The organism is Ktedonobacter sp. SOSP1-52 (assembly GCF_016587395.1).
The window spans coordinates 2,216,610-2,242,448 of sequence record NZ_BNJH01000001.1; the positions used below are offsets into that span (position 1 = coordinate 2,216,610).

Annotated in this window: 25 protein-coding genes and 4 pseudogenes; 16 read left to right on the forward strand and 13 right to left on the reverse strand. The window is 53.5% G+C overall.

All coding sequences use genetic code 11. The features are described 5' to 3' along the window. Positions 1–51: 51 nt before the first annotated feature. Positions 52–1,002 carry an LLM class F420-dependent oxidoreductase gene (locus tag JMJ16_RS10420; protein ID WP_201380989.1) on the forward strand — a complete coding sequence of 317 codons (951 nt, stop codon included), beginning with the start codon at positions 52–54 and terminating at the stop codon, positions 1,000–1,002. 135 nt (positions 1,003–1,137) lie between these two features. Here JMJ16_RS10420 and JMJ16_RS10425 read toward each other — a convergent pair whose 3' ends face one another. Beyond that, entirely contained in the window at positions 1,138–1,632 is a 495-nt protein-coding gene (locus JMJ16_RS10425) for an Lrp/AsnC family transcriptional regulator (protein ID WP_201380991.1), read from the reverse strand. A gap of 120 nt (positions 1,633–1,752) precedes the next feature. On the opposite strand from JMJ16_RS10425, the gene JMJ16_RS10430 reads away from it, so the two are divergent. Beyond that, complete coding sequence (locus tag JMJ16_RS10430; protein WP_201380993.1) at positions 1,753–2,352, forward strand: cysteine hydrolase family protein; 600 nt, start codon at positions 1,753–1,755, stop codon at positions 2,350–2,352. 77 nt (positions 2,353–2,429) lie between these two features. On the opposite strand, the pseudogene JMJ16_RS10435 reads toward JMJ16_RS10430, so the two are convergent. The 4 genes and pseudogenes from JMJ16_RS10435 to JMJ16_RS10445 form a co-directional block, all read right to left on the reverse strand. Beyond that, positions 2,430–3,225 (reverse strand): annotated as a pseudogene (locus tag JMJ16_RS10435) (IS5 family transposase). Positions 3,226–3,247: 22 nt separating this feature from the next. Beyond that, positions 3,248–3,475, reverse strand: coding sequence for a hypothetical protein (locus tag JMJ16_RS53965; protein WP_236601377.1), 228 nt, complete (start codon positions 3,473–3,475; stop codon positions 3,248–3,250). 202 nt (positions 3,476–3,677) lie between these two features. Then, positions 3,678–4,262, reverse strand: coding sequence for a dihydrofolate reductase family protein (locus JMJ16_RS10440; protein WP_201380995.1), 585 nt, complete (start codon positions 4,260–4,262; stop codon positions 3,678–3,680). A 98-nt stretch (positions 4,263–4,360) separates the two neighbouring features. Further along, positions 4,361–5,194: an AraC family transcriptional regulator gene (locus tag JMJ16_RS10445; protein WP_201380996.1), complete on the reverse strand. Its 834-nt coding sequence runs from the start codon at positions 5,192–5,194 to the stop codon at positions 4,361–4,363. A gap of 263 nt (positions 5,195–5,457) precedes the next feature. Between JMJ16_RS10445 and JMJ16_RS10450 the strand changes: the two genes are divergently transcribed. Further along, entirely contained in the window at positions 5,458–5,790 is a 333-nt protein-coding gene (locus tag JMJ16_RS10450) for a hypothetical protein (protein WP_201380999.1), read from the forward strand. Here the strand turns inward: JMJ16_RS10450 and JMJ16_RS10455 are convergent. Then, entirely contained in the window at positions 5,742–6,275 is a 534-nt protein-coding gene (locus tag JMJ16_RS10455; RefSeq protein WP_201381001.1) for a hypothetical protein, read from the reverse strand. The two genes, JMJ16_RS10450 and JMJ16_RS10455, sit on opposite strands and share 49 nt — an antisense overlap. A gap of 138 nt (positions 6,276–6,413) precedes the next feature. Between JMJ16_RS10455 and JMJ16_RS10460 the strand changes: the two genes are divergently transcribed. Further along, positions 6,414–6,641 (forward strand): hypothetical protein, encoded by a 228-nt coding sequence (locus JMJ16_RS10460; protein WP_201381003.1) that lies wholly within the window; start codon positions 6,414–6,416, stop codon positions 6,639–6,641. Positions 6,642–6,893: 252 nt separating this feature from the next. Here the strand turns inward: JMJ16_RS10460 and JMJ16_RS53970 are convergent, their stop codons facing one another. Next, on the reverse strand, positions 6,894–7,475 hold the full coding sequence (locus JMJ16_RS53970; protein WP_236601557.1) for an ATP-binding cassette domain-containing protein: 582 nt from the start codon (positions 7,473–7,475) through the stop codon (positions 6,894–6,896). Further along, a complete protein-coding gene (locus tag JMJ16_RS10465; RefSeq protein WP_236601379.1) occupies positions 7,369–8,598 on the reverse strand; it encodes an ABC-F family ATP-binding cassette domain-containing protein in 1,230 nt (409 codons plus the stop codon). Before JMJ16_RS10465 ends, JMJ16_RS53970 begins: the two co-directional genes overlap by 107 nt. A gap of 1,269 nt (positions 8,599–9,867) precedes the next feature. Here JMJ16_RS10465 and JMJ16_RS10470 point away from each other — a divergent pair. Next, entirely contained in the window at positions 9,868–10,116 is a 249-nt protein-coding gene (locus tag JMJ16_RS10470) for a hypothetical protein (RefSeq protein ID WP_201381005.1), read from the forward strand. A 757-nt stretch (positions 10,117–10,873) separates the two neighbouring features. Here the strand turns inward: JMJ16_RS10470 and JMJ16_RS10475 are convergent. After that, on the reverse strand, positions 10,874–11,122 hold the full coding sequence (locus JMJ16_RS10475) for a hypothetical protein (RefSeq protein WP_201381006.1): 249 nt from the start codon (positions 11,120–11,122) through the stop codon (positions 10,874–10,876). Positions 11,123–11,443: 321 nt separating this feature from the next. Between JMJ16_RS10475 and JMJ16_RS10480 the strand changes: the two genes are divergently transcribed. Continuing rightward, a complete protein-coding gene (locus tag JMJ16_RS10480) occupies positions 11,444–11,731 on the forward strand; it encodes a hypothetical protein (protein WP_374228943.1) in 288 nt (95 codons plus the stop codon). A 262-nt stretch (positions 11,732–11,993) separates the two neighbouring features. On the opposite strand, the gene JMJ16_RS10485 is transcribed toward JMJ16_RS10480, so the two are convergent. Beyond that, the gene (locus JMJ16_RS10485) at positions 11,994–12,677 is read right to left on the reverse strand and encodes a hydrolase (RefSeq protein WP_201381008.1); all 684 of its coding nucleotides are present in this window, start codon (positions 12,675–12,677) and stop codon (positions 11,994–11,996) included. A 303-nt stretch (positions 12,678–12,980) separates the two neighbouring features. Continuing rightward, positions 12,981–13,361, reverse strand: coding sequence for a hypothetical protein (locus JMJ16_RS10490; RefSeq protein ID WP_236601381.1), 381 nt, complete (start codon positions 13,359–13,361; stop codon positions 12,981–12,983). Between the two features lie 309 nt (positions 13,362–13,670). Here JMJ16_RS10490 and JMJ16_RS10495 point away from each other — a divergent pair, with 309 nt between their 5' ends. The 7 genes and pseudogenes from JMJ16_RS10495 to JMJ16_RS10525 all read left to right on the forward strand — a co-directional run bounded on the left by JMJ16_RS10495 (position 13,671) and on the right by JMJ16_RS10525 (position 21,658). Further along, complete coding sequence (locus tag JMJ16_RS10495; RefSeq protein ID WP_201381010.1) at positions 13,671–14,906, forward strand: IS110 family transposase; 1,236 nt, start codon at positions 13,671–13,673, stop codon at positions 14,904–14,906. A gap of 199 nt (positions 14,907–15,105) precedes the next feature. Further along, positions 15,106–15,414, forward strand: a complete 309-nt coding sequence (locus tag JMJ16_RS10500) for a transposase (RefSeq protein WP_201381012.1) — start codon at positions 15,106–15,108, stop codon at positions 15,412–15,414. Positions 15,415–15,468: 54 nt separating this feature from the next. Beyond that, a pseudogene (locus JMJ16_RS10505) lies at positions 15,469–16,290 on the forward strand (IS6 family transposase). A 263-nt stretch (positions 16,291–16,553) separates the two neighbouring features. Further along, positions 16,554–17,126 (forward strand): TetR/AcrR family transcriptional regulator, encoded by a 573-nt coding sequence (locus JMJ16_RS10510; RefSeq protein ID WP_201381014.1) that lies wholly within the window; start codon positions 16,554–16,556, stop codon positions 17,124–17,126. Positions 17,127–17,577: 451 nt separating this feature from the next. Next, positions 17,578–20,139 carry a PAS domain S-box protein gene (locus JMJ16_RS10515; protein WP_201381016.1) on the forward strand — a complete coding sequence of 854 codons (2,562 nt, stop codon included), beginning with the start codon at positions 17,578–17,580 and terminating at the stop codon, positions 20,137–20,139. Between the two features lie 99 nt (positions 20,140–20,238). Next, positions 20,239–20,949, forward strand: a pseudogene (locus JMJ16_RS10520) (IS6 family transposase). A gap of 367 nt (positions 20,950–21,316) precedes the next feature. After that, positions 21,317–21,658 (forward strand): hypothetical protein, encoded by a 342-nt coding sequence (locus JMJ16_RS10525; RefSeq protein ID WP_201381018.1) that lies wholly within the window; start codon positions 21,317–21,319, stop codon positions 21,656–21,658. Between the two features lie 382 nt (positions 21,659–22,040). On the opposite strand, the gene JMJ16_RS10530 is transcribed toward JMJ16_RS10525, so the two are convergent. Both JMJ16_RS10530 and JMJ16_RS10535 read right to left on the reverse strand, forming a co-directional pair. Next, complete coding sequence (locus JMJ16_RS10530; RefSeq protein WP_201381020.1) at positions 22,041–22,355, reverse strand: hypothetical protein; 315 nt, start codon at positions 22,353–22,355, stop codon at positions 22,041–22,043. Positions 22,356–22,569: 214 nt separating this feature from the next. Further along, positions 22,570–23,556, reverse strand: coding sequence for a DUF1259 domain-containing protein (locus JMJ16_RS10535; protein ID WP_201381022.1), 987 nt, complete (start codon positions 23,554–23,556; stop codon positions 22,570–22,572). Between the two features lie 201 nt (positions 23,557–23,757). Between JMJ16_RS10535 and JMJ16_RS10545 the strand changes: the two are divergent. From JMJ16_RS10545 to JMJ16_RS10555, 3 genes and pseudogenes are all read left to right on the forward strand, one after another. Continuing rightward, a pseudogene (locus JMJ16_RS10545) lies at positions 23,758–24,960 on the forward strand (chromate transporter). 11 nt (positions 24,961–24,971) lie between these two features. Continuing rightward, positions 24,972–25,421 carry a Chromate resistance protein ChrB gene (locus JMJ16_RS10550; RefSeq protein WP_201381027.1) on the forward strand — a complete coding sequence of 150 codons (450 nt, stop codon included), beginning with the start codon at positions 24,972–24,974 and terminating at the stop codon, positions 25,419–25,421. Further along, the gene (locus JMJ16_RS10555; RefSeq protein WP_201381029.1) at positions 25,418–25,837 is read left to right on the forward strand and encodes a chromate resistance protein ChrB domain-containing protein; all 420 of its coding nucleotides are present in this window, start codon (positions 25,418–25,420) and stop codon (positions 25,835–25,837) included. The genes JMJ16_RS10550 and JMJ16_RS10555 overlap by 4 nt, the downstream gene beginning before the upstream one ends. Positions 25,838–25,839: the final 2 nt, after the last annotated feature.

Genomic DNA, 25,839 nt, shown 5'->3' on the forward strand with positions numbered 1-25,839 from the left:
TGTGCAACTGGCTCTGTACCAGTCATTCATAGAAGAAAGTATTACATCATTATGGCGTTACAATTTGGTTTGATCGTCCCACAGGGATGGCAGTTGGATCTCGCAGGTATTCCTGATCCAGTCGAAGCCTATGAGTCAATGACTCGTGTTGCCCAGGTTGCGGAAGAAGTTGGCTTTGATTCGATCTGGTTATTTGATCATTTTCATACATCCCCAATCCCAACCCAAGAGGTCACCTTCGAATGCTGGACCAGCACGGCGGCATTGGCTCGCGACACCAAGCGTATTCGTATCGGACAATTGGTGTCGAGCAATGGCTATCGCAATCCAGCTCTGCTTGCAAAGATGGCAAGTACCGTTGATGTGCTCTCGCATGGACGCTTAATTTTCGGTATAGGTGCAGGCTGGTATGAGCATGAGTATCGTGCGTACGGTTATGAGTATCCCGACACTCCAACACGCTTGCGGTACTTACGGGAAGCCGTTCAAGTGATCCGCGAGATGTGGACCAAAGAAGAAGCCTCGTTTGAAGGCAAGTATTATCAAGTCCGTGGTGCCATCAATCAGCCAAAGGGGGTCCAAAAGCCACACATTCCCCTCTTGATCGGAGGACGAGGCGAGAAGGTCACGCTCAAGCTCGTTGCTCAATATGGCGATGCCTGCAACCTGAATGGAGAAGATATAGCAAGTTTGAAGCATAAGTTTGCGGTCCTCAAACAGCACTGTGAAGCGGTAGGGAGGGACTATAATGAGATTCGTCGAACCGTGCTTTATGACACCACAATAGCCGATACAGATGAAGAGGCATTTCAGCAGGCATATCAAGGCAATATTCCCGATGAGCAAACACGCGAGAAGGATCTTGTGGGCTCACCGGAAACAATTCGCCGACGCTTACGCGAAATCGAAGAGGCAGGAGCACAAGAAGTAATTATCTTCTCGGCCCACACAGTCAAACTAGATATCATTCGGCGTTTCGCCGAAGCATGCATTCAGAAATAGGATGACACATTCCGAATGACCTGCCCGACAGGTGTGCGTCTCTCTGTTGAGACACACACCTGTCGAGCAGAGCTATAAAATGAGGAGTCATCTATGCCCATTTAGTAAGTATCTCAAAATAGAACTTCTCTCGATTCAGCGCGTTTCTTTGGAGCTGTATGCTCTATCCGGAATCCGCTCAAGAGCAGGCTTTTGAACGGGAGTGGAGAGAATAAGGGAAGTCGTGACATCAGCAACGGCGAGAAATTGATCGATGAGCTCTTCTAAATGTGCTATGGATGCCGCGTACACTTTTACCAAATAGGATTCGCTTCCTGTCACGCGATAAGCCTCACGCACTTCAGGTAACATGTGTGCAAGCGCGACGACTCGTGCACAGTTTTCTTTCGTGGAAGTAACGTGCAAAAAGGCTTGAACGGTGAAATCCAGGCGACGCGCGTTGAGTGCGACATGATACCCGCTAATGATCTCATGCTCTTCCAGTTTTCGCACACGTTCAGCCACTGCGGCTAACGAGAGGTGGACCTGGCGACCGAGTTCGGCAAAGGTCAAGCGAGCGTTCTCGCGCAAGAGGTTGAGAAGGCACCAATCGATCTCATCAAGCTCAAGTGAAGATTCTTTTGTAGCCATGGCTTTTCTCCATCATATCTTGGGCTATACTTTCCTTTTTCCAAAGAAAGTATAGCAGAAATGGCCTGAAAATAATATATACTTTTCCTGAAGACTATTGAAGGAGAAGGAGTTCTTGCTATGGCGTTCTCATTCGTCAACGCAGCCTTACTTATTATTGATGTGCAACAAGGATTTGATGATGCTCTCTGGGGGAAACGAAACAACCCCTTGGCGGAGACCCACATTGTTCGCCTTCTGGAGGCATGGCGCGATCAGCAGTGGCCAATCATTCATGTCCAACATCAGTCCCGCTTTGCTCGTTCACCATTACATCCGACAAACCCTGGATATGCTCTGAAAGTCCAGGTACAACCCCTTCCAGGTGAAACGCTGATTACCAAGCAGGTCAATAGTGCTTTCATCGGAACATCACTTGAAACGCTGTTGCAGCAGCGACACATTACAACGCTTGTAGTGACTGGATTAACAACCAATCATTGTGTCGAAACGACCGTTCGTATGGCAGGAAATTTGGGCTTCCTCACCTATCTGGTGAGTGATGCGACCGCAACCTTTGATCGAGTGGGACCCGATGGGAGGCTGCACCGTGCAGAGGATATTCATGCGATCAGCTTAACCAGTATCCACGGAGAATTTGCCCAAGTAGTAACGACCGGCGAGATTCTGGAAGAAATACAGACAATACAGGGAAAAGGCAGGGGAACAGAATCGCTTTGAAAGACATCCCAACCATTTGGCACATCCCAGATTTTCTCTGGGAACAAATTGCTCCTCTCCTAGAGTCTGTTGTGAACTTATGAGGCATAAGTCATCAAAAGAGTAAACCGATGAAGCATGAGCGCAGCGAAAGCCAACAGGTGAAGACCAGCCAACGTCTCCGGCCAGCGTTCATAATCGCGAGCCAGGCGACGAAAACGGGCCATCCAGGCGAAACTGCGCTCCACTACCCATCTTTTGGGCAAGAGAACGAAGCCGCGTTTGGCCTCAGGTAACTTGACGACTTCCAGGCGCATCCCGTGGGTTTGGGCTGCTTGGGCGGGTACATCGCCAGTGTAGCCTGCGTCGACGTACGCCAGTTCCACCGTGCCTCTGGTGACTTCCTGGACGGCTTCGGCCAGTTCGCCCACCTGCGCCCGGTCTTGGTCATCAGCTGGGGTCACGTGCAAGGCCAGCAGATTGCCCAGGGTGTCCACGGCGGCATGGATCTTGCTGCCTTTGCGCCGTTTGGCCCCATCATAGCCGGCTCGATGCCCACTTTCGGGAGTCGATTGCAGCGTTCGGCTATCAAAGATGGCTGCCGATGGCTCTTTCTTGCGACCCGCTGCCAGCCGCAGCACTGCACGCAGGTCGTGGACGATGGTTTCAAAGACGCCAGCTCTCAGCCAGCGCTGGGTTTGCTGATAGATAATCGACCAGGGTGGCAGGTCATGCGGCATCATCCGCCATTGGGCGCCAGTCCGCACGATCCAACGCAAGCCATTAAACACTTCGCGCAGGCTGTGTTGCTTCTTCGGTCATCAAGGTCAGGTACGGAGCCACAAAGGCCCATTCTTCATCACTCACATCACTGGGGTAGGGTGTTCTGTTCACACCTCACAGTGTACCAGAATGGTCAGAGAATGGAGAGCGAGAGCCAGCTCTCCTGGTACATACCCCAAAGAGTGAGCAGGTTTTCCCGCTGGGTGGGCAGTTTGCCCCGAAAAGTGAGCAGCACAGCCATTGGTGGGCTGAGAAATGGCACAAGACGCGATTGTTTTTCATCAATCGGGTGTACATTCGGATTGGCATTGCTGGTCGTATACGAGTGAATGCTGTGCGCTTTGCCTCGAAATATGAGCAACACAGCTATTCAGATCGATCGACCTGCTCACTTTCCGGGCTCAGTGCGAATTACAGAAAAGGGTGCTCTCCATCGAATTTGGTCAGGATGAGCTTACTTCACTGCGATCCGCTCTTTACAGAAAAAGGAGCGGATCGCACGCATCTTTTCAGAGGAGAGGAGTGAAGCCGCATCAAGGAAAGCTTTGCAAGGAGCGGCTCCTTTAGCGGTTTTCTTCGGCCAACTGGTAGGTTGCGATCATAACGCCTGTGCTCGTCGTCCTGGTGCCGACAAGCTGGAGCGTGGCTGCTGCACCGCTTTCCGGGAAGAGGCGGCGTCCCGATCCCAGCACCAGCGGGTGAATAAGGAGCACGTACGTATCGACGAGGTTCGCCTGCATGAGCGACTGGACCAACTCTCCGCTGCCCATGATCACCAGATCCGTGCCTGACTCCCGCTTGAGCCTGGCCACAGTCTCTGCGGCGTCGCCTTTGAGCAGCGTGGAGTTGATCCACGGGAGCGGTTCAGAGAGCGTGGTGGAGGCGACGTACTTCGGCATGTTGTCGAGCCTTGCCGAGAAAGGGCTGTCCGTTCGCTTGGGCCAGACGGAGTAGAAGTCCTCATAGGTGCGCCTGCCCAGTAGCAGGGCAATGATAGTGGGCAGGCTATCCCCCGCCAGCGCCATCGCGTTGTAGGGCGCTCCCCAGCCGCCGTGCTCGAAACCGCCCCGGCGATCCTCGTCTGGCCTCGCCGGGGCCTGCATGACCCCATCGAGGGTCAGATTCGTGAAGACAATCACTTTGCTCATGAACTCTTTCTTCCTTCTGTCGAGAAACCATGGTGTTTCTCTCGTTTGTTGGAGTATATCCTGCCTTTCCTTTGAGCGCTTGTAAAAAACCGTCATCGTCAGACAAAAGCATGGCCTGCTTGCTCATGATAGAAGTCATCGACCTGTTGAGCAAGGCGTGTAGGAGTCATGCCAGAAAAGGCTTTCATGTCGTGAATCAAATGAGACTGGTCAGTGAAGTTAAGAGCAGCTGCCACATCGGTCAGCCGTGCAAAGCGCCTGGTTTTGATGAGGTGGATCGCTGCATTAAAGCGCTTTACCCGAAGATACGCCTGGGGGGTCAGGCCCACCGCCTGGGTGAAGCGCCTTTCAAACTGGCGTTCAGAGAGATGGAACGTGTTCAGCAAGTCTTTGACATGCAGCGAACCAATGTGCGCGTGGATCAAACGGAGGCTTTCTTCCACGAGCGTATCTCGCAGTTTCTCCTGCTTGAGCAGAGCCACCAAGAAGGTGGTGAGAAGCGCCATCTGTTCCTGCCCGCTCCGGGCTTCCATCAATTGACTTGTCAAATCGAGAGCCCCGCACTCCTGCGGACCTATCCAGCCGGGAGCAAGTTGCGAGGCATTGATCCCAAAGAGGGTTTTGAGGGCGGAAGGTTTGAAAATCACATGCACCGTTGTGAAAGCTGTTTTTTTGTATGTCATGACGCTGGGCTCGATCACGGGTCCAGAGAGAAAGAGGGGAGGTGGGCAAAAGCTGCGTCCCGAATGGGTGACGATGTGTTCAAGAGCCGCGTGCCCCTTATTGTGATGAAAGACCATTCCTGGCGCACCAGTGGGAGAGACTTTCATGGTCACGGCTTCCTCGCCACGATAGTCGGCGATCCTTACGCACTCTACCTCGTTTTTGAGGATGGCTGGAGGTGGGAGAATGGCAAAGTGGATCGAGTGCATACAACACATTCTTTCGTTTCATGAAAAGGCACATTATCCGATGGTTCTTTCTCAATTCTTCTTCTTTTGCTTGCCTGCAAAGCTGGTAACGGCGAGAGATGAGGCGATCTTCCTATCTCCTCTCTGGCTTGCTCTTTATCTCCCCTTCTTCGTCAAAAGTTCACAACAGCCTCTAGGGGGGTAGCTGCTTTTTAGGAGGGGAGAGGAGCCGGGCTACACTGAGAGGAGACAGCTTGTAACGAGTCACGAAAGCGAGGCCAGCTATGAGTCAAGGAGATATGGAGCGGGAAAAGTTTGTGCGTAGGCTTGAGAATACCATCAAATGGGCCACGCAACGCATGGATGAGGCCCAACGGAAAGGCGACACTGAGAGCTTTAACAGGGCCTCTATGGCGTGGCAGCAGGCGTCGCTTCTTTGGCTAGAGGCCGCCCAGGGCATGAGCCGGGAGAAAGCAGCGGCGGTGATGATCGGTTTCGCCACCGGAGGCGAACTGGCAAAGTGGGTGGATGAGCGCAGGCCGGGACCGCCGCCCTCTGTGTTATCGCTCTATCCGCCATACGACCCGAAGCGCCGGGAGCGCGACGATGAGCGATAGGTCTGTGTGATCCTGGCCGCCGCATCACAGAAGGGAGGCGGAGCGGAGAACGTCGCCCCAGCATTACAAGCCCCAGGCGTCCGCCTCGTTGCATCCAGCGCGCTACGGGCCAGCGCGGCCTTGACTTCGCGTGCGTTTTGGATTGGGACCTCAGCGCATACCCCGGCGATGGCCCCCACATCCCGGCCATGCGCTGAGTGCGTTGTGATTGTGGCACGCGAGTCAAGGCTCTCCACTGCGTTCCGACCCTGCCGGGCGCACTGTCCTTCTCGCTGTCCCCCAAGCACCAGGAAATTATTGATACGACGTTGCAGGCGATGTATGCGCGTGAGCGACAGTACCATCGTGCGCTGAGTCTTTCTCCTGAGGAGCCATTTCCCAGAAGGAGTATCGAGCAGCTGCGAGCCAGTCTGCTGGGCCAGAAATTGCGTTGGATTGCAGAGTACATTGAAGGCTACCCCGCTGCGGTTCAACCAGAACGGCAAGAGACAGCATGGGGATGGCAGATCACTGGAGGTATGCGCAGAGAGGTCTATCAGGTGGCGTCCGTCGTGTATGGTTCAGCGCTGGATCAAAAGACCTAGTCGTTCCCTAAAGGATGCCAGCACACGGGAGTAGGGGGCATGTTGGATGCGGCGCTGCTGCAATTTTCCCGAGAGCATTTGCCACCTGATCAACTGGTGAGCGTCGCCGCAGCAGCGAAGGAGATCGGAAGAGGGCGACAAACGTTGCATGAATGGATGGGTTCTGAGGGAACCCTTTGGATCTATGAGGCGGAGCGGGATGGTATGTGGCTGGATAGCCGCGAGATTCGTCGCCTGTGGCGGAAAAAGCATGGGCTGCAAACGTAGAATACAGCGCTTGAAATCTAAGGGTCTTTTCAATGTGTGCGCGAATCGCTTCTGCCGCTTGCCGATTCGAGAGGTCCTCAACTCTGGACGCAGCGACATCAATTCCTCCTCTTTTCTTTACAAATGCATCTCTCCCTTGCAAGGGAGAGATGCATTTGTTCTCTAGTCTACCCGCTGCCATTTTCGTCCGTCCAGTGATCCTAGACAGCTTCCCAACGGTATCGAATTCGGGACGACTCATATGCCCTACATTTAGTCGGCGTTTTGCCACGCGGAGTGGAGATATCCTGAATCTGACCCTGTGTTTATTGAGATACGGCCCTGATCCAGCGTCCAGAGCTCTCCGCCATAGCGCTGAATAAACCAGCGATCGTGCGATATAGCGATGACTGGCCCTGGAAATTGCAAGATAGCCTCTTCAAATGCCTCAAGCACATCCAGGCTGATATAGTTCGTCGGCTCGTCGAGCAGCAGCACATTGGGATGTTGTGCCATCAAGCAGGCAATCTCCAGTTTACGCTTCTGCCCATGGCTGAGATAGCGCACTTTTTTCTGCATATCTCCAAGGCGAAACAGGCCATGCCCCAGCAAGCGCCCGATAAACTCTCCTTCAAAGCCTACTTGTTGATGGCTATAAGCCTCAAGTACCGTCTTATCTGGATCAAGTGTCTCGGCTTCCTGGGAGAGATAGCCGATGTGCACTCCGGGAGCGAGCTGGACCTGACCACTATCGGGCTGCTCCTGCCCCATGATGATCTTGAAGAGCGTAGTTTTGCCCGCTCCATTGGGTCCTGTGAGCAGGATACGAGCTTCGGGTTGGATAGTATGGGTGATATCTTGAAAGAGTTTTTTTTTCGCCAAATTGCTTGCTGACGTTGGTCAGAGTGACTACTTCCTGCGAACGGAGAGGCTCGGTGGTGAACTGCGATTTGATGCGCACCAGTTCTGGGGGCTTAGGAATGGGATTGACCTCGATTCGCTTGAGCTGAACCTCGGCTGTGCGTACGATGCTTGAGACGGCATTCTGTTTGCCCTGTGCAAGGAAGTAGCGAACAAATTTGTCATCATCACGTGGCGCTGTTCGGTTGGCATGCCCAACATTGCGTTCCGCATCTTTGATGCGCTTGCGTAATTCTTGCATTTCCTCCTGTTGTCGTTCGTAGTCTGCCTCCCATTTGGTGCGTGCGTTTGCTTGTGCCTGAACATAGGCATCGTAGTTGCCAGTATAGCTGTGCAAGCTGCGATCATTCTCGTTGATCTCGAAAATCTGGTTGACGGCCCGGTTCAGAAACTGGCGATCGTGCGAGACCATAAGGAGCGCTCCGCGATAGTTGGTAAGATAGGACTCTAACCATTCCATGCTGGCGAAGTCGAGGTGGTTCGTTGGCTCGTCGAGCAGGAGCACATCGGGCGAACGCAATAAAAGGGCAGCGAGTCCGACGCGTGCGCGTTCGCCGCCAGAAAGGGTCTCCACACCTCGTTCTCTCGGCAGTGCATTGATATGGAGTCCTGTCAGGACCTGTTCTATCCTATAGTCAATTTCATAGCCGCCCAGGTCCTGAAACCTGCTGGAGACATTGCTATATTCGTTCAGAAGTGGGTCGATATGATCTGCATCGGCCACGGTCATAGCCGCTTCGAGTTCGTGCATGCGCTCCTCAAGCTGACGCAGATTTCCGGTTGCTTGCAGAAGCAGATCCTGAATACTTCCGCCACCGCCCTGTAGATGGTCGGATGCTTGCTGTGGTTGGTAGCCAGCCTCGACGTCGAGCGCGAAAGAGACTTTGCCCGACTCTGGTTTCTCCTGTCCAATGAGTATGCGGAGCAGCGTTGATTTTCCCACACCATTCGGCCCAACAACGCCAATGCGATCGGAGGCGTTCAAGACAAAAGAGACATCATTTAGGACAACATTGGCTCCATAAGCCTTCGTAAGTGAGCGTGCAGTAATAAGCATAGTAAAGTACCCCAATAATTTTTTTGCAATGTGAGGCCTCTTCTGGCTGCCAGATGTTGGGGTGCTCGCGAATGTGGATATATCAACCCGTAGAGGTGCCGTTGACAGTGCTAGGGAGATGAATGGGGGCGCACAGGTACGTAGCGCTACCAGGAAACATGAGCACCATATGCAAGCAGCCAGTTATTGTCAGAGGCGATATCGTCAATAAAGAAGCGATTCAGCCATCTCAGCGTTGCATAACGTGAGATTTTTTGTGACGAAACTAGGTCCTACCTGTGAACTGGGCTCATTTTAAAGGGTCTGCTCCTGAAGAAGTATAGAATCAAAAGTAAATTCTTGCTCAAGTATAAAGAAGATTCTTGGGGATGTCAATCTCTCCAACCAACCAGGGGTGCGGTTCAAAGTTTTGCGGAAGCGGAGAAGACGACCCACGGAGCGTGATCCCCAGAGAAGCAACAAGAGCGAAGCACTGATGATACTGGGTGGCATGAAAGACTGGCGACAACAGCACCCGACGGCGACGCTTTCCACTTGCCAGCAGCCATTCCTTGGTCACTCCCCTTGGGTGCTCTGGACGCACAGAGGCGCAGAAACGCTGGGGATGACGACCGATTTCTCTGCTGGGGATGTACATTCAGGCGGAGTTTGCAAAATAAGATGGTAAATGACCTACCATGTGAGCAACTTTTGCCCTCAAACATGGATCTGTCCCACTTTTGGTGATGCCCAACGGGTGAGTTCCATGGAACATGCTTGCTTACGAGCCAGTTTTTTCAGAGGCACTACAGAGTATGATTGTCATCATCTACAGTTGAGGAGGGAGGCACGACACGGATCTGCTATAATGCAAAGACAGAGAGCGACGAAGACCAAACTTCAGCGTCGCCAAGGAGCCCAAGGCCGTCCAGATTTCCGATGGGACACATCGAAAGGCTCGTTCAGGAGGAAGTAGGTGTTGCATCTCGATACCGTTGTACCGAACCCGCAATTTCGCATGCGTCACTCCCGTGTCATCGCTGCCCCGCTCGCCGATATCTGGGATGAGTTGAACACGGTGCCGATGTCCGCGCTCCCTCTTGGGCTCGTGCTCGAGAGCCTGCGTCTCCTGCCAGCCTCCCTCACCAGCCAAAGGCATCCAAGCTTGGCGGGGCGCACCTTTCTCGATGTCACGCCCATTCCCGTTCTGTTCTGCGAGCCTCCCATGTTGTCATCTCGGCAGGCCTCAGCCAGGCCTGGCGCTTGCTGGGAGGATCGACACCGCCTATTTTGGACGCGGCGGGTTTGCGAGAGTGGACCGGGACGGGATGGCTCAAGGTCGGGATGGAGTTCCGCCTGGAATCCACTTCCAAGGGCAATCTACTTAGTACCGAGACCCGCATTCAGGCGATGGACCCACAGACCCTGCGGGCCTTCACGGCGTACTGGTTCGTCATCCGCCCGTTTAGCGGGGTGATTCGTTGGGAGGTCTTGAGAGTCGTCGCGCATCGAGCAGAAACGAGGGAAAGGCCGCATTGATTTGTAGCAGCCCTGTCCGCGTCCGTAATGCGGCTTCGCTGGATGAGCGCGATGACGGTCAGGAATGCGTGAGGTCATGTCTCAGTTGCACTGTAGCCACACTTCTGGCTTGGTCGTCAGATACGCTTATCATTCACCAAAAGCGGGCCAGATCCCAAACATGAGCAGTTGCCCTCAATCTTGAACAGCACAACCATTGGTAACGGATCAAGCCGCTCCACAAGCAAATGGTTGCAAATCGTTTTTGTAAATGAGGAAGGAGGAAAGAGATCCTTCATTTTTCTGTTACGGTGTAAAAGCTGAGTAGCAAAAACTTTCGTTTGCTGAAACTTTTTGTGGAAGATTGGTTGATCTGTTTGGCTCCGTCATCTCCTCTCGAACTTTCTTTTTAGGAGTCTCGGATTTGACAAAAAAGCAGTTTGATTTTTGCGCTACCAGTCCTAGTTTCTCTCCTTGTGGCTTGGCTCCCCGGCTGAAGTGGTGTGCATTTTGCTATGAAGTGGAACTCCATCAACTTTTCTCATCAAAGTTGATGGAGTTCCAAGTGATGCGTCAGAGAAATCGTTTTTGATTCATCCATTCAAGCTCAAGAGGCTGGCGATATGATGAGTCAAAATTGGCGAGTTTATGGTAATTCCCACAAAGAGAAGAGTCTCAGGCGTTGCACTTTGCGCGTACCCACCCCAACCAGGGGCACCACCACGCGCGCCGTAGATGCCTGAGACTCTTCTCTTTTCATCAAAGCGAACACTCACTGCTAAACCGTCACTCCTGTAGCATAGACCGAGCGAGCGAGCAATACCACCAGAGAAAGGTACACCACCGAGACAACCGAGCGCGAGCGGAAGAGAGACGTATCAATGCAGGAGACTCCACTGCTGGCAAGCAACCCCCCCGCGAGCTGGAGAGAGCCTACCCACCAGAGCGCGATCCAGGACCGTGACGCAGCACTGGCTATCACACCCGCGACCTGGTGCTGGCTGTGTGACGCGTGACCAGCTATCACACCCAGGGGGGTACCTGCTTTTTATGAGGTGCCAGCCAGGGTAGGCGATCACCCCCGCCAGCGTGACACATCGCCATGAGTCACAGGCGCGCCGGCCGGGCGACAATGTGACGCCCGAGAGCCTATCACATTCTGCTGGAGCGGTTGTGATGTGGATCCACCCATCACACAGGGAGCGCGATCGTGCTCGCGTGACGCAGGACTGCCCATCACGGAGGAGCCAGGAGTGCCCGCCCGCGCAACTCGACGAATTACATCGAGTTACTGAAGCTGATCGAGGCCGACAATCCCATTGGCGACATTTTCATCATTACGGACAATTTGAGTAGTCATAACAGTCTGGAGACGCGCACCTGGCTGGCCGAACATCCACGCATCCAGCACCTCTTTCTTCCCAAAGGAGCGTGCTGGCTCAATCTGCAAGAGGGCTGGTGGAGGCTCTTTCGCCGCGACGCCTTCGCTGGACAGAGCTTTGCCAACCCGAGCGAGATCGACCTGGCCAGGCGCGTGACCACCGCGCAACTCAACGCTCGCGCCAAGTCCTGGGTCTGGGGACGACCTCCTAAGTCGCCTCGACACCGGCGCCGGACCTTTTATTACAGGATTTAAGGAACAGAGCACTACCGGTAGTTTGTCAACTTGGGATTTCGGCTTGTTTTAAGCTCACCAGATCGTGACAACTTGAGCTCAAATTGCTCAGAATAGATACTCGAAATCAGGCATGCTTTCCCAAGTCGACAAACTACCGCTACAGCGATGTACAGAAGTATTGAACTGGGGACTGGCGCAAATGATGCAATGAAGCGGTCCTTACCCCATAGTGAGGACCGCTTCATTGCATCAGATACCTAAATTATGATCAGTTTTTGTCCTATCTGGTCCTGGCACCAGCAGCCACAGGGACGGCACTTCTCTTGCCTGCTCCTCGCAGTTCCTCGAACCAACCCCAGTCCGTATTCTGATCAACGACCGTCTGCAAGAACCCATTGACCGTTTCTTTCCGCGCCCAATCGCGCTGAAGTTCACATGCCACCGCGTTCCACGTTACCAGTTGTGCACCAGCCTGAGATACTCTCTGTAACGCGGTCTCATGCGCTATGGGAGTCGTACCACCAAGCGCATCCACCACTGGATAGACTTCGTAGCCTTCCTTGAGCGCATCAAGGGTCGGGAACAGCAGGCAAGCCTCAGTCCATAATGCACCCATGATCAGTTTTCGTCGTCCGGTGGCTTTAATAGCCGCAACCGTCTCTTTGTCTTCCCAGGTGTTAATGGATGTACGATCATAGGATTTCACATCCGAGAGAACTTCCTTTAATTGCGGAATGGTATCTGGATTGACACCATTACTCACATTGACCGTTGTGAGTATGATAGGAAGTTCAAACGCCTTCGCGAGCTTGGCAAGCGTGACGACGTTGTTGATAAGGTCACCTGAATCCATCGATTTTACTGTGTAGATTTGCAACGGCTGATAGTCGATAAGCACCAGCGCTGCGTTCTTCGGAGTCAGCAGGTGATCTTTCATGGGGTCGCGCATTGGTAAACTGGTCATTATTTTCTCCTTTGTGGATTGTAAGAGCTTGGCACGCACTCCTCTCTCGCTCAGAGCCACCTTTGCCTCTCTGAACATACAAAGGGATACTCTGATTCACTTTGAGTATATCAATCCCTAAAAATTCATCTCTTATCTCATGAGGCGAGTCTTTCTTCACCCCTCACACGAGACGTCACGCAACAGCTCTGGTCGCAGGTCAACATCACAATTGCGGAAGACTTAGTGCTGCGTTCCTCATTGGTATGGATAAAACGCTGAATCAAGGTCTAGAACTAAAGCAGGCATGCTCTCCCCATAGGTTTAGCGAGCAGGAATGTCAGCGCCAATGAGGAACGCAGCATTAGTGCTACATTCCTCAAAGCGGTAACAAAAGAGACGATGCAGGTGGCGCCGCGTTCTGGGAGGCCGACCCCAGATCCAAGGTTTGGCTCGGTGGTTGAGTTGCGCCGTAGCCACCTGCATCGCTCGCTCGATCTCATGAGCATTGGCAAAACTCTGGTCTGCGAACGCATCACGTCGGAAGAGGCGCCACCAACCTTCTTGCAGATCGAGCCAACACACTCCTTTGGGAAGAAAGAGGTGCTGGATGCGTGGATGGTCGGCAAGCCAGGTGCGAGTTGTTATTTGACTAAATTGTTGGCGTGGTTGCCAGATAAAATACCACGATTTTACTGACCTCATAGCAACCAACCTCTGCCGCATAAATGGCTCATAGACACGTTTGAAACGTCATGCGCCGTGTTGGCGCACCACTCCGTATGAAAATGGGTAGAATTGAAGTGGCAGCGTTCCAGAGAAAAGACGAGCAACAGTATACCGTGCCAGAACGTGTTTTTTGAAACTGTACCGAGGTGTCTGGACGAACCACTCCATGTTGCCTAAACGGCGAGAGCCGAACGCAAGAGCACGAAGAATACACTGTACAAGAGCAGACACTCCCTAGGACGTTGCCGCAGACAGATGGGATAGGAAGAGAAAGGAGTGGGAAACATGAGCCTGGAAGTGATGTATGAACGGTGTGCAGGGATAGACGTGCATCAACGCTTTGTGGTGGTGTGTCTGATTGTGGCGGAAGGAGGAAAACGGCACCAAGAGATCCGCACGTTCCGTCATGAAACAGCAGGTCTCCTGGCATTGCGCACCTGGTTATTGCAAGAAGGATGCACCCATGTGGGCATGGAAAGCACGGGAGTGTACTGGATGCCGGTGTATCGACGCCTGGAGGGCTTCTTCGAGCTGATTGTGGCCAATGCGCAGCATATCAAAGCCGTGCCAGGGCGAAAAACGGATGTGCAGGATGCCGAATGGATCGCCAGTTTGCTTCAACATGGACTCGTCAACCCCAGTTTCGTGCCCAGCCAGGAACAACAAGACCTGCGGGATCTGACCCGGCTCCGGGTGAGCCTCGTCCGGGAACGCGCTCGCCTAGTCAATCGGGTACATAAAGCCCTTGAAGAGGCCGGGATAAAGTTAGCGACCGTCCTCAGCGATATCATGGGCTTGTCTGGACGAGCCATTCTCCAAGCGCTTTGTGAAGGAGAAAGCGATCCAGAGCGACTGGCCAAGCGGGTACATCCAGGTGTGCAGGCGAGTCAGGAGCAGATTGTGACGGCTCTGACAGGAGAAATGCGGGAGCATCATCGCTTTTTATTACGAGAATTGTTGTCCCTCATTGCGGTTCAGGATCGTGCTATCGAACACCTGGAAGAGGAGATCGAGCACCATCTTCACCCTTTTGAAGAACAGATCATGCGTTGTGAACAGATCAATGGAGTGAGTCGACATGTCTTGTATGTGTTGATGGCAGAGGTGGGAACCGATCTCCAGCGCTTCCCGGATGCCGAGCATCTCAGTTCCTGGGCCGGTGTCTGTCCCGGCCAGAAGGAAAGCGCAGGGAAGCGACTGAGTGGAAAGTGTAAGAAAGGCAATCGGTATGTACGGGAGGTGCTGGTGCAAGCGGCTCATGGGGTACGGCGGTCTCGCACGTACTTAGGGGAGCGGTATCGCCGCCTCAAAAAGCGCCGAGGGAGCAAACGAGCGGCGCTGGCCATTGGACACGATATTCTCGTCATCTACTGCCGGATGATGAAAACCGGGCAGGAATATCAGGAGAAAGGAGTGGAGTTTTTCCAGCAAAAGGATCGTAGCAAGGTTGAGCACCTGCTGGTTCGTCGTCTAGAGCATATGGGGTATCAACTCACACGACCATCGCAGCCAGTAGCCTGAAGCACGAAGAGCAAGCATGAAGTGCAAGCACACTAACCACGACCGGAGAGTGGGGAAGGGGAGGGTTTCTGTCTTCTTTTCCCGGCATTTTCAGAATGCACTGTTGGGAAACCCTCAAAAGGCCATTGCCTCAGTTCATTAGGATAGAAAAATCACCAAGAGAGATGTGAAACAAAGAAGACCCACAGGAGAAAATATCATGACGTTACGTCCTCAAAACGATTTTTCGATCCCCGAAGAGACCGCTCGTATCGCACACGCAGCCTATCCCAGAGGAAATATGTACATTCACATGCGGGATGCGCTAGGAACCATCTACCAGGATGAGAGCTTCACTGATGTGTTCCCCCACAATGGACGTCCCATTGAGGCTCCATGGTGGCTGGCTCTGATTACCGTGCTCCAGTTCATGGAGGAACTGCCAGATCGACAAGCAGCCGATGCGGTGCGAGGTCGTATCGATTGGAAGTATCGGTTCTGTCAGAACTCAGAGAAAGGCTTGTCCTAGCGACCATTTGCAAGGTATGCTGAGAACAACAACTCATCGAAAAAGGAGCGATTCATGAACTGCCCATATTGTGCCTCAGCCACGACCAAAGAACAAACCCAGAAGACCGCGCTCGGCTATCGCACGTTCCGTTGCTCAGTTTGCAAGCATCTCTTCAATGAGTGCACAGGAACGCCATTCAACTTCCTGGAATATCCCACCGATGTGGTCTTCCTCGTTGTTCTGTGGCGACTCCGGTACAAATTGAGTCTGCGAGATCTCGCCGAAATGTTCCTTGGGCGAGGGGTTACATTCACCCATGAGGCGGTTCGAGAGTGGGAACGGCGGTTTGCTCCGCTTCTTACAGAGCAATTGCGGATCAAACGGCGCGGGCAAGCTGGGCAATCGTGGTATGTGGATGAAACCTACGTGAGGGTTAAGGGAAAGTGGTGCTACCTCTATCGTGCTATTGATGCAGATGGCAATCTGGTGGATTCACGCCTGAGCGAGAAGCGCGATATGGAGGCCGCTCAGCAGTTTTTCAAGCAAGCACTCGCCGTTGTCGGCCATACACCCGAATGGGTAACGACGGACGGCCATACATCCTATCCGCGGGCAATACGTGAGACGATAGGCAACAATGTACAGCACCGAACAAACAAGTACCTGAATAATCGGCTGGAACAAGACCATCGAGGGATCAAGCAGCGGTAGTATCCCATGCATGGCTTCGGGCGCTTTGACTCTGCCGCTCGTTTCTGTTCGGCCTTTGACGAATTACGCAACTCTCTCCGTCCTCGCTCCGCCATGAGAGAATCGGTCCCCTCTCCAGAGCAGCGCCAAGCTTTCCTTGATCGGCTTGCAGCTTTGAAGGAAGCGATACAGGCAGTCTCCTAGCAGACTGCAATACCTCAACTTTCGCCGCTCCTGGTGAGCTTCAACGCTCTCAGTTCTGACACAACCCTTCTTCCTCTCATCTGCTCTTTCTCCTCATTCACCTCTTTCTCTTCAGTATACTCCTTCCTTCAAACTCAGTTTACGATCCTAGAAAAAAATGAATCACACTCATAATTTGTTCTCCCCTTGACAATAGACAGATCAGTCTGTATACTCTTCTTGAGTGCAAATACAGAGCTTTTTTGCAGAAGGGAAGTCGTCTCATGAATGATCGTGCATTCACACCATATGAGCGTATCATCGATACCGTGTCAAGATTATTCTATCAGGAAGGTATTCACGCAACAGGAATAGATCGCATCGTGAAAGAGTCCCGTGTTGCCAAGATGAGCCTCTATAAGTATTTTCCCTCAAAGGACCATCTGGTGATCGCCTACTTACAAAAGCGGGATGTTCGCTGGCGAGCTTGGTTGGAGGAGGCGGTGAATCGCATCGGTGCGACACCTGAAGGCCGCATTCTTGCTATCTTTGATGCGCTCGACGAATGGTTTCACTCTTCCGATTTTCACGGCTGTGGTTTCATCAATGCTGCCGCCGAATTTAACGACGAGCAACGTTTTGTGCATGACATCGTGAATGAACATAAACAATTGGTCCATGCGTATGTGAAGCAGTTAGCTCAGGCGGCGACCTTGACTGACATTGACCGCGTTGCTTCACAGATTTGCCTGCTGATGGATGGCGCTATTGCCACAGCGTTAACGCAGAAGAATGTGAATGCGGCGCAAACTGCACGCCAGCTTGTAAGTATGCTCCTGACGCAACATCACCAGTAAATACCAGATCAACAGAGAGGAGAAGATAGATGTCTCGTCCGATAGATATGCAACTACCATTGGTGCCCACCAGTACGAGCGTCTACTGCTACGAAGTGCCCACGTAGAGGGGATGAGATATGGATAGATGATATTTCGGTCGAGAGACCAGGCCGATCTTCATGGTCTGCCTTCCACGCCTTCTTCAAACCAACGCTTAAGCTGCCAGAGAGACCCATATGCTTTACTTTGGTGCTCAATGAAAGCTGTTTAAATGAGACTTTTCTCGTTGAGAACATATTCGCATGTATTACCTGCTATAGGGGCACTTCGTAGCAGTGATTGTTTACACTGGCCTATGGAGAGGAAAGGGTGGAGAGAGAATGCGTTCTTCTAGACGTCTTGGGGTGAGAGCAGGGATGGAGCTTTGCTAGCAGGGATGGGGACATGTGAAAGGGAGAGCTACCACCGTATGTTGAAGACAAAGCAGACGAAGCAGCGTCTCATGAGAGACAGCAATGAGACGCTCATCACGACTCTTGAGACACTTCCTGGTGCATTGTTTGTGCTCGATGAGACCGCAACGATTGTGTATATCAATGCAAGCGCGCAGGCCATGCTAGGAGCATCACCAGAGACACTTATTGGGAACAACTTCTGGTGCAGCGCTCCCCACCTGGTGAGCCCCGCGCTCTACCAGGCCGCGCACAAGACGAAACAGACCCGAGAATCGACGGAAGTGGAGTATGTTTCTCTCGTGACCCGCAACTGGCTACATGTGCAGCTCGCTCCGACCGTTGGGGGACTGGTGTTACATATCCACGAGAAAAGAGAACCTTTACCTCGCCAGGAGACATGTTTCCCAGAAGAACACCTCGCCGCTGATGTCCTGGAGAACATGTATGTCGGAGTCGGATTCCTCACGCCCGAGGGGATCTTGTTGGACATCAATGAGGCTCCGTTAGCAGATGCGCAGATCCGACGCGAGGAGGTGATTGGCAAACCGTTTGCCCAAACCCCCTGGTGGTCCTTTTCTCCTGTCAGTCAAGAGCAGCTCCGCGCCGCCATCGCGCGAGCCAGCACGGGAGAAACAGCGCATTTCGAGGCCCAGCTTCGCCCAAGAGAAGGAATGCTCCTTTCCTTTGAGGGGGTGATCACCCCCCACGTCGACGCGGATCACCACGTCGAGTACCTCGTCATCGCCGGCATTGACATCACCGCACGCAAGCGAGCCGAAGCAGATATCCAGGCCCTGATTGATGCCATCCCCCAGTTGGTCTGGATTGCAGGTCCCGATGGATATATGACCTACAACAATCAGCGCTTAATCGATTATCTGGCAATGACCCTCGAACAAGTCGAAGGTGATGGTTGGATGGTGAGGGTGCATCCTGATGACCACCAACGTGTAAGGCAGGCCTGGCAGACAGCCATCCAAACCAGCACGCCCTATGAAGTAGAACATCGCTTGCAAGACGGCACCAGCGGAGCGTATCACTGGTTTCTAGTACGAGGCATGCCGCAGCGAAATGCAGAGGGCATGATCCTGCACTGGGTTGGCACCTGCACTAACATCGATGAGCAGAAACAAACCAGGCAGCAGTTCAAAGAAAGCCGAGAGAACTTTCGCGTGCTGGCCGAAACGGTGCCGCAATTGGTCTGGACTATGTGGCCCAATGGTCGTCTTGACTACACCAATCAGCGTTATCGTGACGTGACGCAGACCAATCTTCACCTCGAAGGAGATGATCTCTGGCGTCAGTTCATACATCCAGAGGATATTGAGCGGACACTGATGCTCCGACACCAGGCGCTCAAAAACGGTGACATCTACGAGAACGAATATCGTATCAGGGATGGACGGACGGGAGAGTATCGCTGGTATTTAGCCCGCGCACTCCCAGTCCGCGATGAAGCAGGCCAGATCGTGAAATGGTTTGGCACCTGCACAGATATCGACAATCAGAAACGCGTCGAAGAGGCCCTGCGAGAGAGCCAGGAGCGCGTGAGTGCCTTGATGAACTCGAGCATTATTGGGATCACTGTCCTCGAAGGGGAGCAGATTGTGGATGCCAACGACACCTTTCTGCGCATGACTGGCTATACCCACGAAGACTTGCGTACCGGGCGCATGAACTGGATGTGCATGACAGCTCCTGAGTATCTCGCTCGGACCCAGCAAGCGCATCGGGAGCTTGCCACCCAGCAGTCGATGACGCCTTATGAGAAAGAGTATGTGTGTAAAGATGGCAGTCGCCTTCCGGTGCTTGTGGGTGGAGTCGTCTTACAGCATCACTCATGCCAAAATATCACCTTTGTGCTGGATAACTCGGCGCGCAAGGAACTCGAACAACGCAAGGATGATTTTATCAGTATGGCCAGCCATGAACTGAGAAACCCGCTCGCCGCCTTGAAGATGCAGACCCAACTGGTGCGCAAACGACTGGAAAAGCACTCCCAGCACGAGGCGGCCACAGCGCTTGCCAGGGTGGAGGGTCCCGTCAAACAACTCGAACGTCTGATCAGAGAGTTACTGGATGTCTCCAAGATCCAGGCAGGCAGGTTGGAGTATCTGCAGGAGACGGTCGATCTTGAGGCGTTGCTTCACGAGGTGGCCGAGACCATGCAGCAGATACATACGACGCATACCATTGTGGTGCGAGGTGCCGTCCCACGCTCACTGGTCGGGGACAAAGACCGGCTCGGGCAGATCTTCACCAACCTGCTCAGCAATGCCATCAAGTATTCTCCCGGCGCAGAGACGGTCGAGATGGACCTGAGTACCTCCGAAGAGACGGTCACGGTCCGTGTCCGTGATCATGGCCTGGGCCTCCCACGAGAGCAGCGCGACAAAATCTTTGAACGGTTCTATCGGGCCACTGGTCCCAGGCAGAAAGCGATTCCCGGCCTGGGCATGGGACTCTACATTGTGCAGGAGATCGTCAAACGCCATGGGGGAACCATTACCGTGGACAGTGAGGTCGGAAAAGGATCGACCTTTACGGTGACCCTTCCCAGGAAGAGGGATGCCTGAGCAGTGAAAGAACACGACGCGCGTCATCGGGGTGGCTGTGTTGCAAAAAGAAAGCTGATCTGTCAGAATGATGGGAAAAAGAACACAAGAGCGTCTACCATGGCAGAACAGCAGCCCTTCAAATGGCGTCACTTTGAGGCGGAGATTATTTTGCTTTGCGTCCGCTGGTATTTACGATACGCGTTAAGCTATCGGGATCTGGAGGAGATGATGCGAGAGCGGGGCCTCCAAGTGGACCACACCACGATCTATCGGTGGGTGCAGCGCTACGCTCCCGAACTGGAGAAGCGCTGTCGGCCTCATCTCAAACCCAGCAATGATTCCTGGCGGGTAGATGAGACGTAGGTGAAGGTCAAAGGTATTTGGATGTACCTGTACCGCGCGGTGGATTCTCAGGGAAAGACGCTGGAGTTCCATCTGAGTGTTACCCGCGATGCACCAGCCGCCAAGAGCTTTTTCGCGAAAGCGCTCGGAGCCTCCCATACGGGAACTCCCCGCGTCATCACCGTTGACAAGAACGCGGCCTCTCCCAAAGCCTTCAACGAATTGAAAGCAGCGGGGATCCTTGCAGGTCCTTGTGAACTGCGGCAGAGCAAGTATCTCAACAACCTGATTGAACAAGATCACCGGTTCATCAAACGGCTGGTGAAACCGGGATTGGGCTTCTTTTCTTTTGAAACGGCGTGGCATACCTTACAGGGATACGAGAGTATGCATATGATTCGCAAGGGACAGATGCATGGGGTGGAAAAAGGGAACATTCCTGGACAGATTTCCTTCATTGCCAGCTTGTTTGGACTGGTTGCCTAAGCGCAACAAGAAATGAGACTCACGCCCATCGTCTTCCCTCGTAAATCTTTGCAACACAGCCGGAGCCTATGTACCATCCCTTCCGATCTCATGAGGCAGTTTCTGCTGAGAGCCGATACACAGGAAGCATGGTTTCGTGAGAACCGTGCTCGCATCAATATCGCTTTTCTCAAGCAGCGGCACTAACACACCGAATCTGACAACACGGAGCAGATGTGACGTCTTCTCTCTAGCCGATCAGCACAGGCGCAATCATCGGAGGCTTTTCGCCACACATCAGAGGCAGAGGTCTTCGCCAGCGCCTGCCAGGTTTGATGACCAGAGCAGAAGAGAGGCGGATGCTGAGTCTCGCAAGAGCGTGGCGAGCATGCCTGCCGAGGGCGTTGCAACGCTGGAGGAGGAAGCATATCGGCTGCAGCTGGAGGAACGTCGCATCGAGGGGTTGTGGAGCGAACTTGACCTTCAGCGGCAATCATTGGCCTATAAGCAGGCGGTTGCGTGTCAGGTGCTTCAGTGGATCTATCCTGATCTTGACGAGGAAATGGTGCTGGCCATGACACAACAGATCCCACTCAAGGGGGAAGAGCAGGAGCAAAGACGTCCGCGGCGAGTGATGGAGGCTCGTGCTCGGCCACGTGATGGCGCAGCGGAGCTTCCTGCCGAGAATATTGTGCCGTTGTTTCGGGGGAGAGGAGCAGGAGGAGCGTGATTGGTCCCAGGGAGCTAGACCAGGGCAGAAGCGTGGTTCTCTACTACTGATGTTACCCCGCGATACACGAACCCCAATCCCAAACGTGGTCAATTCGCACCAAATGAACCAACATTTGTCGGTTTGCAGTCCTACTCGAATTACGCCTTTACAACGGCTTTTCGCAAGATTCGTGTTACTGTGTTGAACTAAGCTATTTTTGCTATTAACCAGACAATCCTCCGTCAAGTTAGGTGATAGATGAGCTTTTTCATTGATCTTCCGAGCGCACATTTAAAACAGAATCAGCCAAGTAAGCTCATCTATCACCTAACTTGACAGAGAACCAACCAGACGACCCTTTTGTCCTGTCGGCAAAGGTATAGTCCAGATTCACGGTCTGTCAGTGCGCGATATTTTCCACTTTTGCCAGAGCCATCGTATCCATATCGCCCATCGACATGCCAGGCATCGCTCCCTCAGACTTCGGCAGAATCATGAATTCATGCGCGGTGTGTCCATGGTTCGTCACGACAAAGTGATAGGGTGTGCCAGGAGTGAAACGTGTGATCGATGATGCAATCGTAAAGTCGGTCTCTGTGATCTGGACGCGTTGCGGTTCCGAAGAAGATGAGGTGCTTCCAACACGCCCGACGTACACGGCCAGGATAAGTACGAACAAGAAAGCACCACCAAGAAAGAGTATGCGCTGTTTCATTTTTTCCTTCCTTTCCTTTCATGCACCAGATCATGAGCCATTTCCTCCTCTGGCATCTTGGCGTCACCAGCGTCTGTCAGGAACAGCAGACACCAAGCAATCGCGCCTGGAGTCCTATCTGATTGACCCACCGCAAGCCGTCTTAAGCGGGCTCCACGATGCGTGGAAAAAAGCGCTGGGGGCGCGTGGAGGGCGTGCCCCACGCGCCCGATCCCTAGCGAGCTTGTGCACTCCTGGTCTGATCAAGAGCTGCCCGCAACCCCTGGGCGAGTTTGGAAGCATCATCGTTGCCCCAGAAATGCAGGTAGAATAGGCGCGGATTTTCGGTGAGCATATGATTATGAAGTGCCGTGACCTCGATTCCATATTCCCGTAGGGCCTTTATGACAGGATTGACCTCCCGCGCGAGCAAGACAAAATCGCCCGTAATGGCTGCCTTTCCCGCCCCTGTCGGCTGGAAGTTGATCGCTGTCGCTGTACCCATCGCAGGTGGAATGTCCATGCCGTCGGCGGTAATCTTTTCTGCACGTGGGATACTATACTGATAGACGCCACTCGTGGCCTTCCCGTGGGACTTCAGTGTGGCATCGAGCTGCTTGGTATCGAGATCGATTGGTTGCGGTTGACCCGAGGAGGCCGCAGTGGTCAAGGGGGTTTTGGTCTGCGCCAGTGCCCCATGGATACCTCTCGCGAGCTTGACCGGGTCTCCTTGCCCGCCAATGTGCAGATACATGATGCGCGGCGTTTCCCCGAACAGGTGATTGTGCAAGGCCGTCTGCTCGATCCCCTCCTGCTGGAGCTTGGTAATGACCCCATTCACCTCATCTTCTGTGAGCACCAGGTCTCCCATCACCATCGCGCGTGATCCCATGGGAAGAAACTCCACATGCGTTCCCAGGGCAAAGGGCGCTTTCAGCGAGACATCGCTGAGTATGACGTCAAGGTCCGTCCGTGGGAAACTATACTTATAGACGCCACCCGGCTGCTTTGCGCCAGCCTTGCCCATCGCCTGGTCAACCTGTTTCCAATCGATCTGCGGAGATGGTCCGCCTGAGGCACTAACGAGAGGTACCTGACTCGTTGCTCCTGTACAAGCATTCAGGAGCAACAGAACAACGATACTACTGATGGTCAGTATGGTCGGTATAGTCAGCATGCTGGTCATTGACCGAGGTCGTTGATGTGTTCGTTGTGTGACCATGATTCACTCTTCCTCTCTTCGACATCAAAAATCCCTTCCAGGTGAACCCGTGGGCGAGAGAGCTGCTTCCATCCTTGCCTTTTCGACTTTCCCGCCATATAATGTAACCGTGGTTATTATACACCCTAACGAAAGTTATGTGTCACCATCTTTGGCTCCTTCTTGAGCGGAAAGAGCACGAAGCATGCAGGGAGAGACTCCATGAGGACACCGCAGGTGCGCGCTCAGTCGCAAGAGCTCGTCCCATATTCGCTCGGGCACTTGGTTCGCTATTTTTTGACGTTGGGAACCCTTGGCTTTGGGGGTCCTGTCGCTCTGGTTGGGTATATGCATCGAGACCTGGTCGAACAACGCAGGTGGATCACGGAAGCTGATTACAAGGAAGGCCTGGCGTTGGCTCAGCTTGCTCCTGGTCCCCTGGCTGCCCAACTCGCGATCTATCTTGGCTATGCCCATTACCGCCTGGTGGGAGCGACCCTGGCCGGACTGGCGTTTGTGTTCCCTTCCTTTGTCATGGTTGTGACCCTGGGGTGAGCCTACACGCTCTATGGCGGCCTCCCCTGGATGCAAGCCGTCTTCTATGGGGTGGGAGCAAGCGTGATCGGGATTATTGCCCTGTCCGCCTACAAACTGAGCACTAAAACCATTGGACGTGACTGGCTCTTGTGGACGATCTTTCTGATCACTGCGCTCGTGACAATCATCACGCAGACCGAGCAGGTCCTCCTCTTTCTGGCAGCAGGCGTGGTGGCCTGGTTGGTGAAAGCGCCTCCCAAGCACTGGTGGAGAAAGCATCGAGACGTGACACCGGTCGCGAGTGTTACCTCCGTTCCGCTTGCCGCGCTCATAGCGGTCGTAGGTACCACTGGAGGAACGCTCTGGACGCTCTTTACCTATTTTGCTGCGGCTGGTGCCTTTGTCTTTGGCAGTGGGCTGGCGATTATTCCTTTCCTGTATGGAGGCGTGGTCCAGGGCCATCGTTGGCTGACGGATCGCCAATTTGTGGATGCGGTTGCGGTCGCTATGATCACGCCAGGGCCAGTGGTGATTACCGTGGCCTTCATTGGCTATCTGGTTGCCGGGTTCCCAGGAGCGAGTGTTGCCGCGCTCGGGACGTTTTTGCCCTGCTATCTGCTCACGATTGTTCCGATCCGTTTATTCAGGAAATATGGGAAACGACCCGATGTTGCGGCGTTCATCACTGGGGTGACGGCGGCGGCAGTTGGAGCCATTACCGGTGCCGTCGTGGTGTTGGGACGGCGTACCATCATTGACCTGCCCACCATCTTGCTTGCGCTGATCACCCTGGGCCTGCTTTGGAAATGGAAAAAGGTCCCTGAACCGGTGATTGTGCTCTGCGCTGGCATCGTTGGATTGATCCTGTACACCGTTCTTCATCGCTAGGAGGCACGTTCATGGAGTCACCGCACACACGGACATGGGTACTACTTGTCTACAAGGTTCCACGTGAACCAACCTCTAATCGTGCCTATGTCTGGCGGAAACTGAAACGGCTGGGAGCCTTGCTCGTGCATGATGCCGTGTGGGTCTTGCCCGCCACCCCGTGGACGCAGGAGCAGATGCAATGGCTAGCGGTGGAGATTCTTGAAATGGGAGGGGATGCGCACGTGTGGGTATCACATGAGTTGCTGATAGGACAAGAGGACGCCTTGATCCAGCAGTTTCAGCAACGAGTGGATACGGTGTACCAGGAGATCTTGGAAGCGCTCAAGCAAGAAGGCGCCGATTTGATTGCCCTGTCACGTAAATATCAGCAAGTGAAGCAGCAAGACTACTTTCAGTCGGAACAAGGAGTGTTGGTTCGCACACAACTCCTTGCTGCACGAGGAGGACGAGACGTATGAAGTGGGTAACTTGGGAACAGGTGGGTGTTGACCGTATGGCCTGTGCCTGGCTGATCCAAAATTACATCGATGTGCAAGCCGAGTTTGTGTTTGTGCCTGTGGGGAAAACGCCGCTTCCCGAAGGAGCGGAACCGTTCGATATTCCAGGTGTGCGTCTATCGCATCATCGGGGGCATTGTACATTTTACACCATGCTCAGAGAATATGAGCTTGCTGATCCTGTACTGCACCGCATTGCGCGCATCATCGATGAGGCTGATGTAGTCCAGGAGGTGATGGTAGAGCCTGTTGCTCCGGGGCTGGATCTCATTACACGTGGGATCCGCCTGATCAGCCCCGATGATCACGTTGCCCTGGAACGAGGAAGGCTCATTTACGATGCGCTCTACGCCCAACTTGCAACAGAGCTGGCATAGCG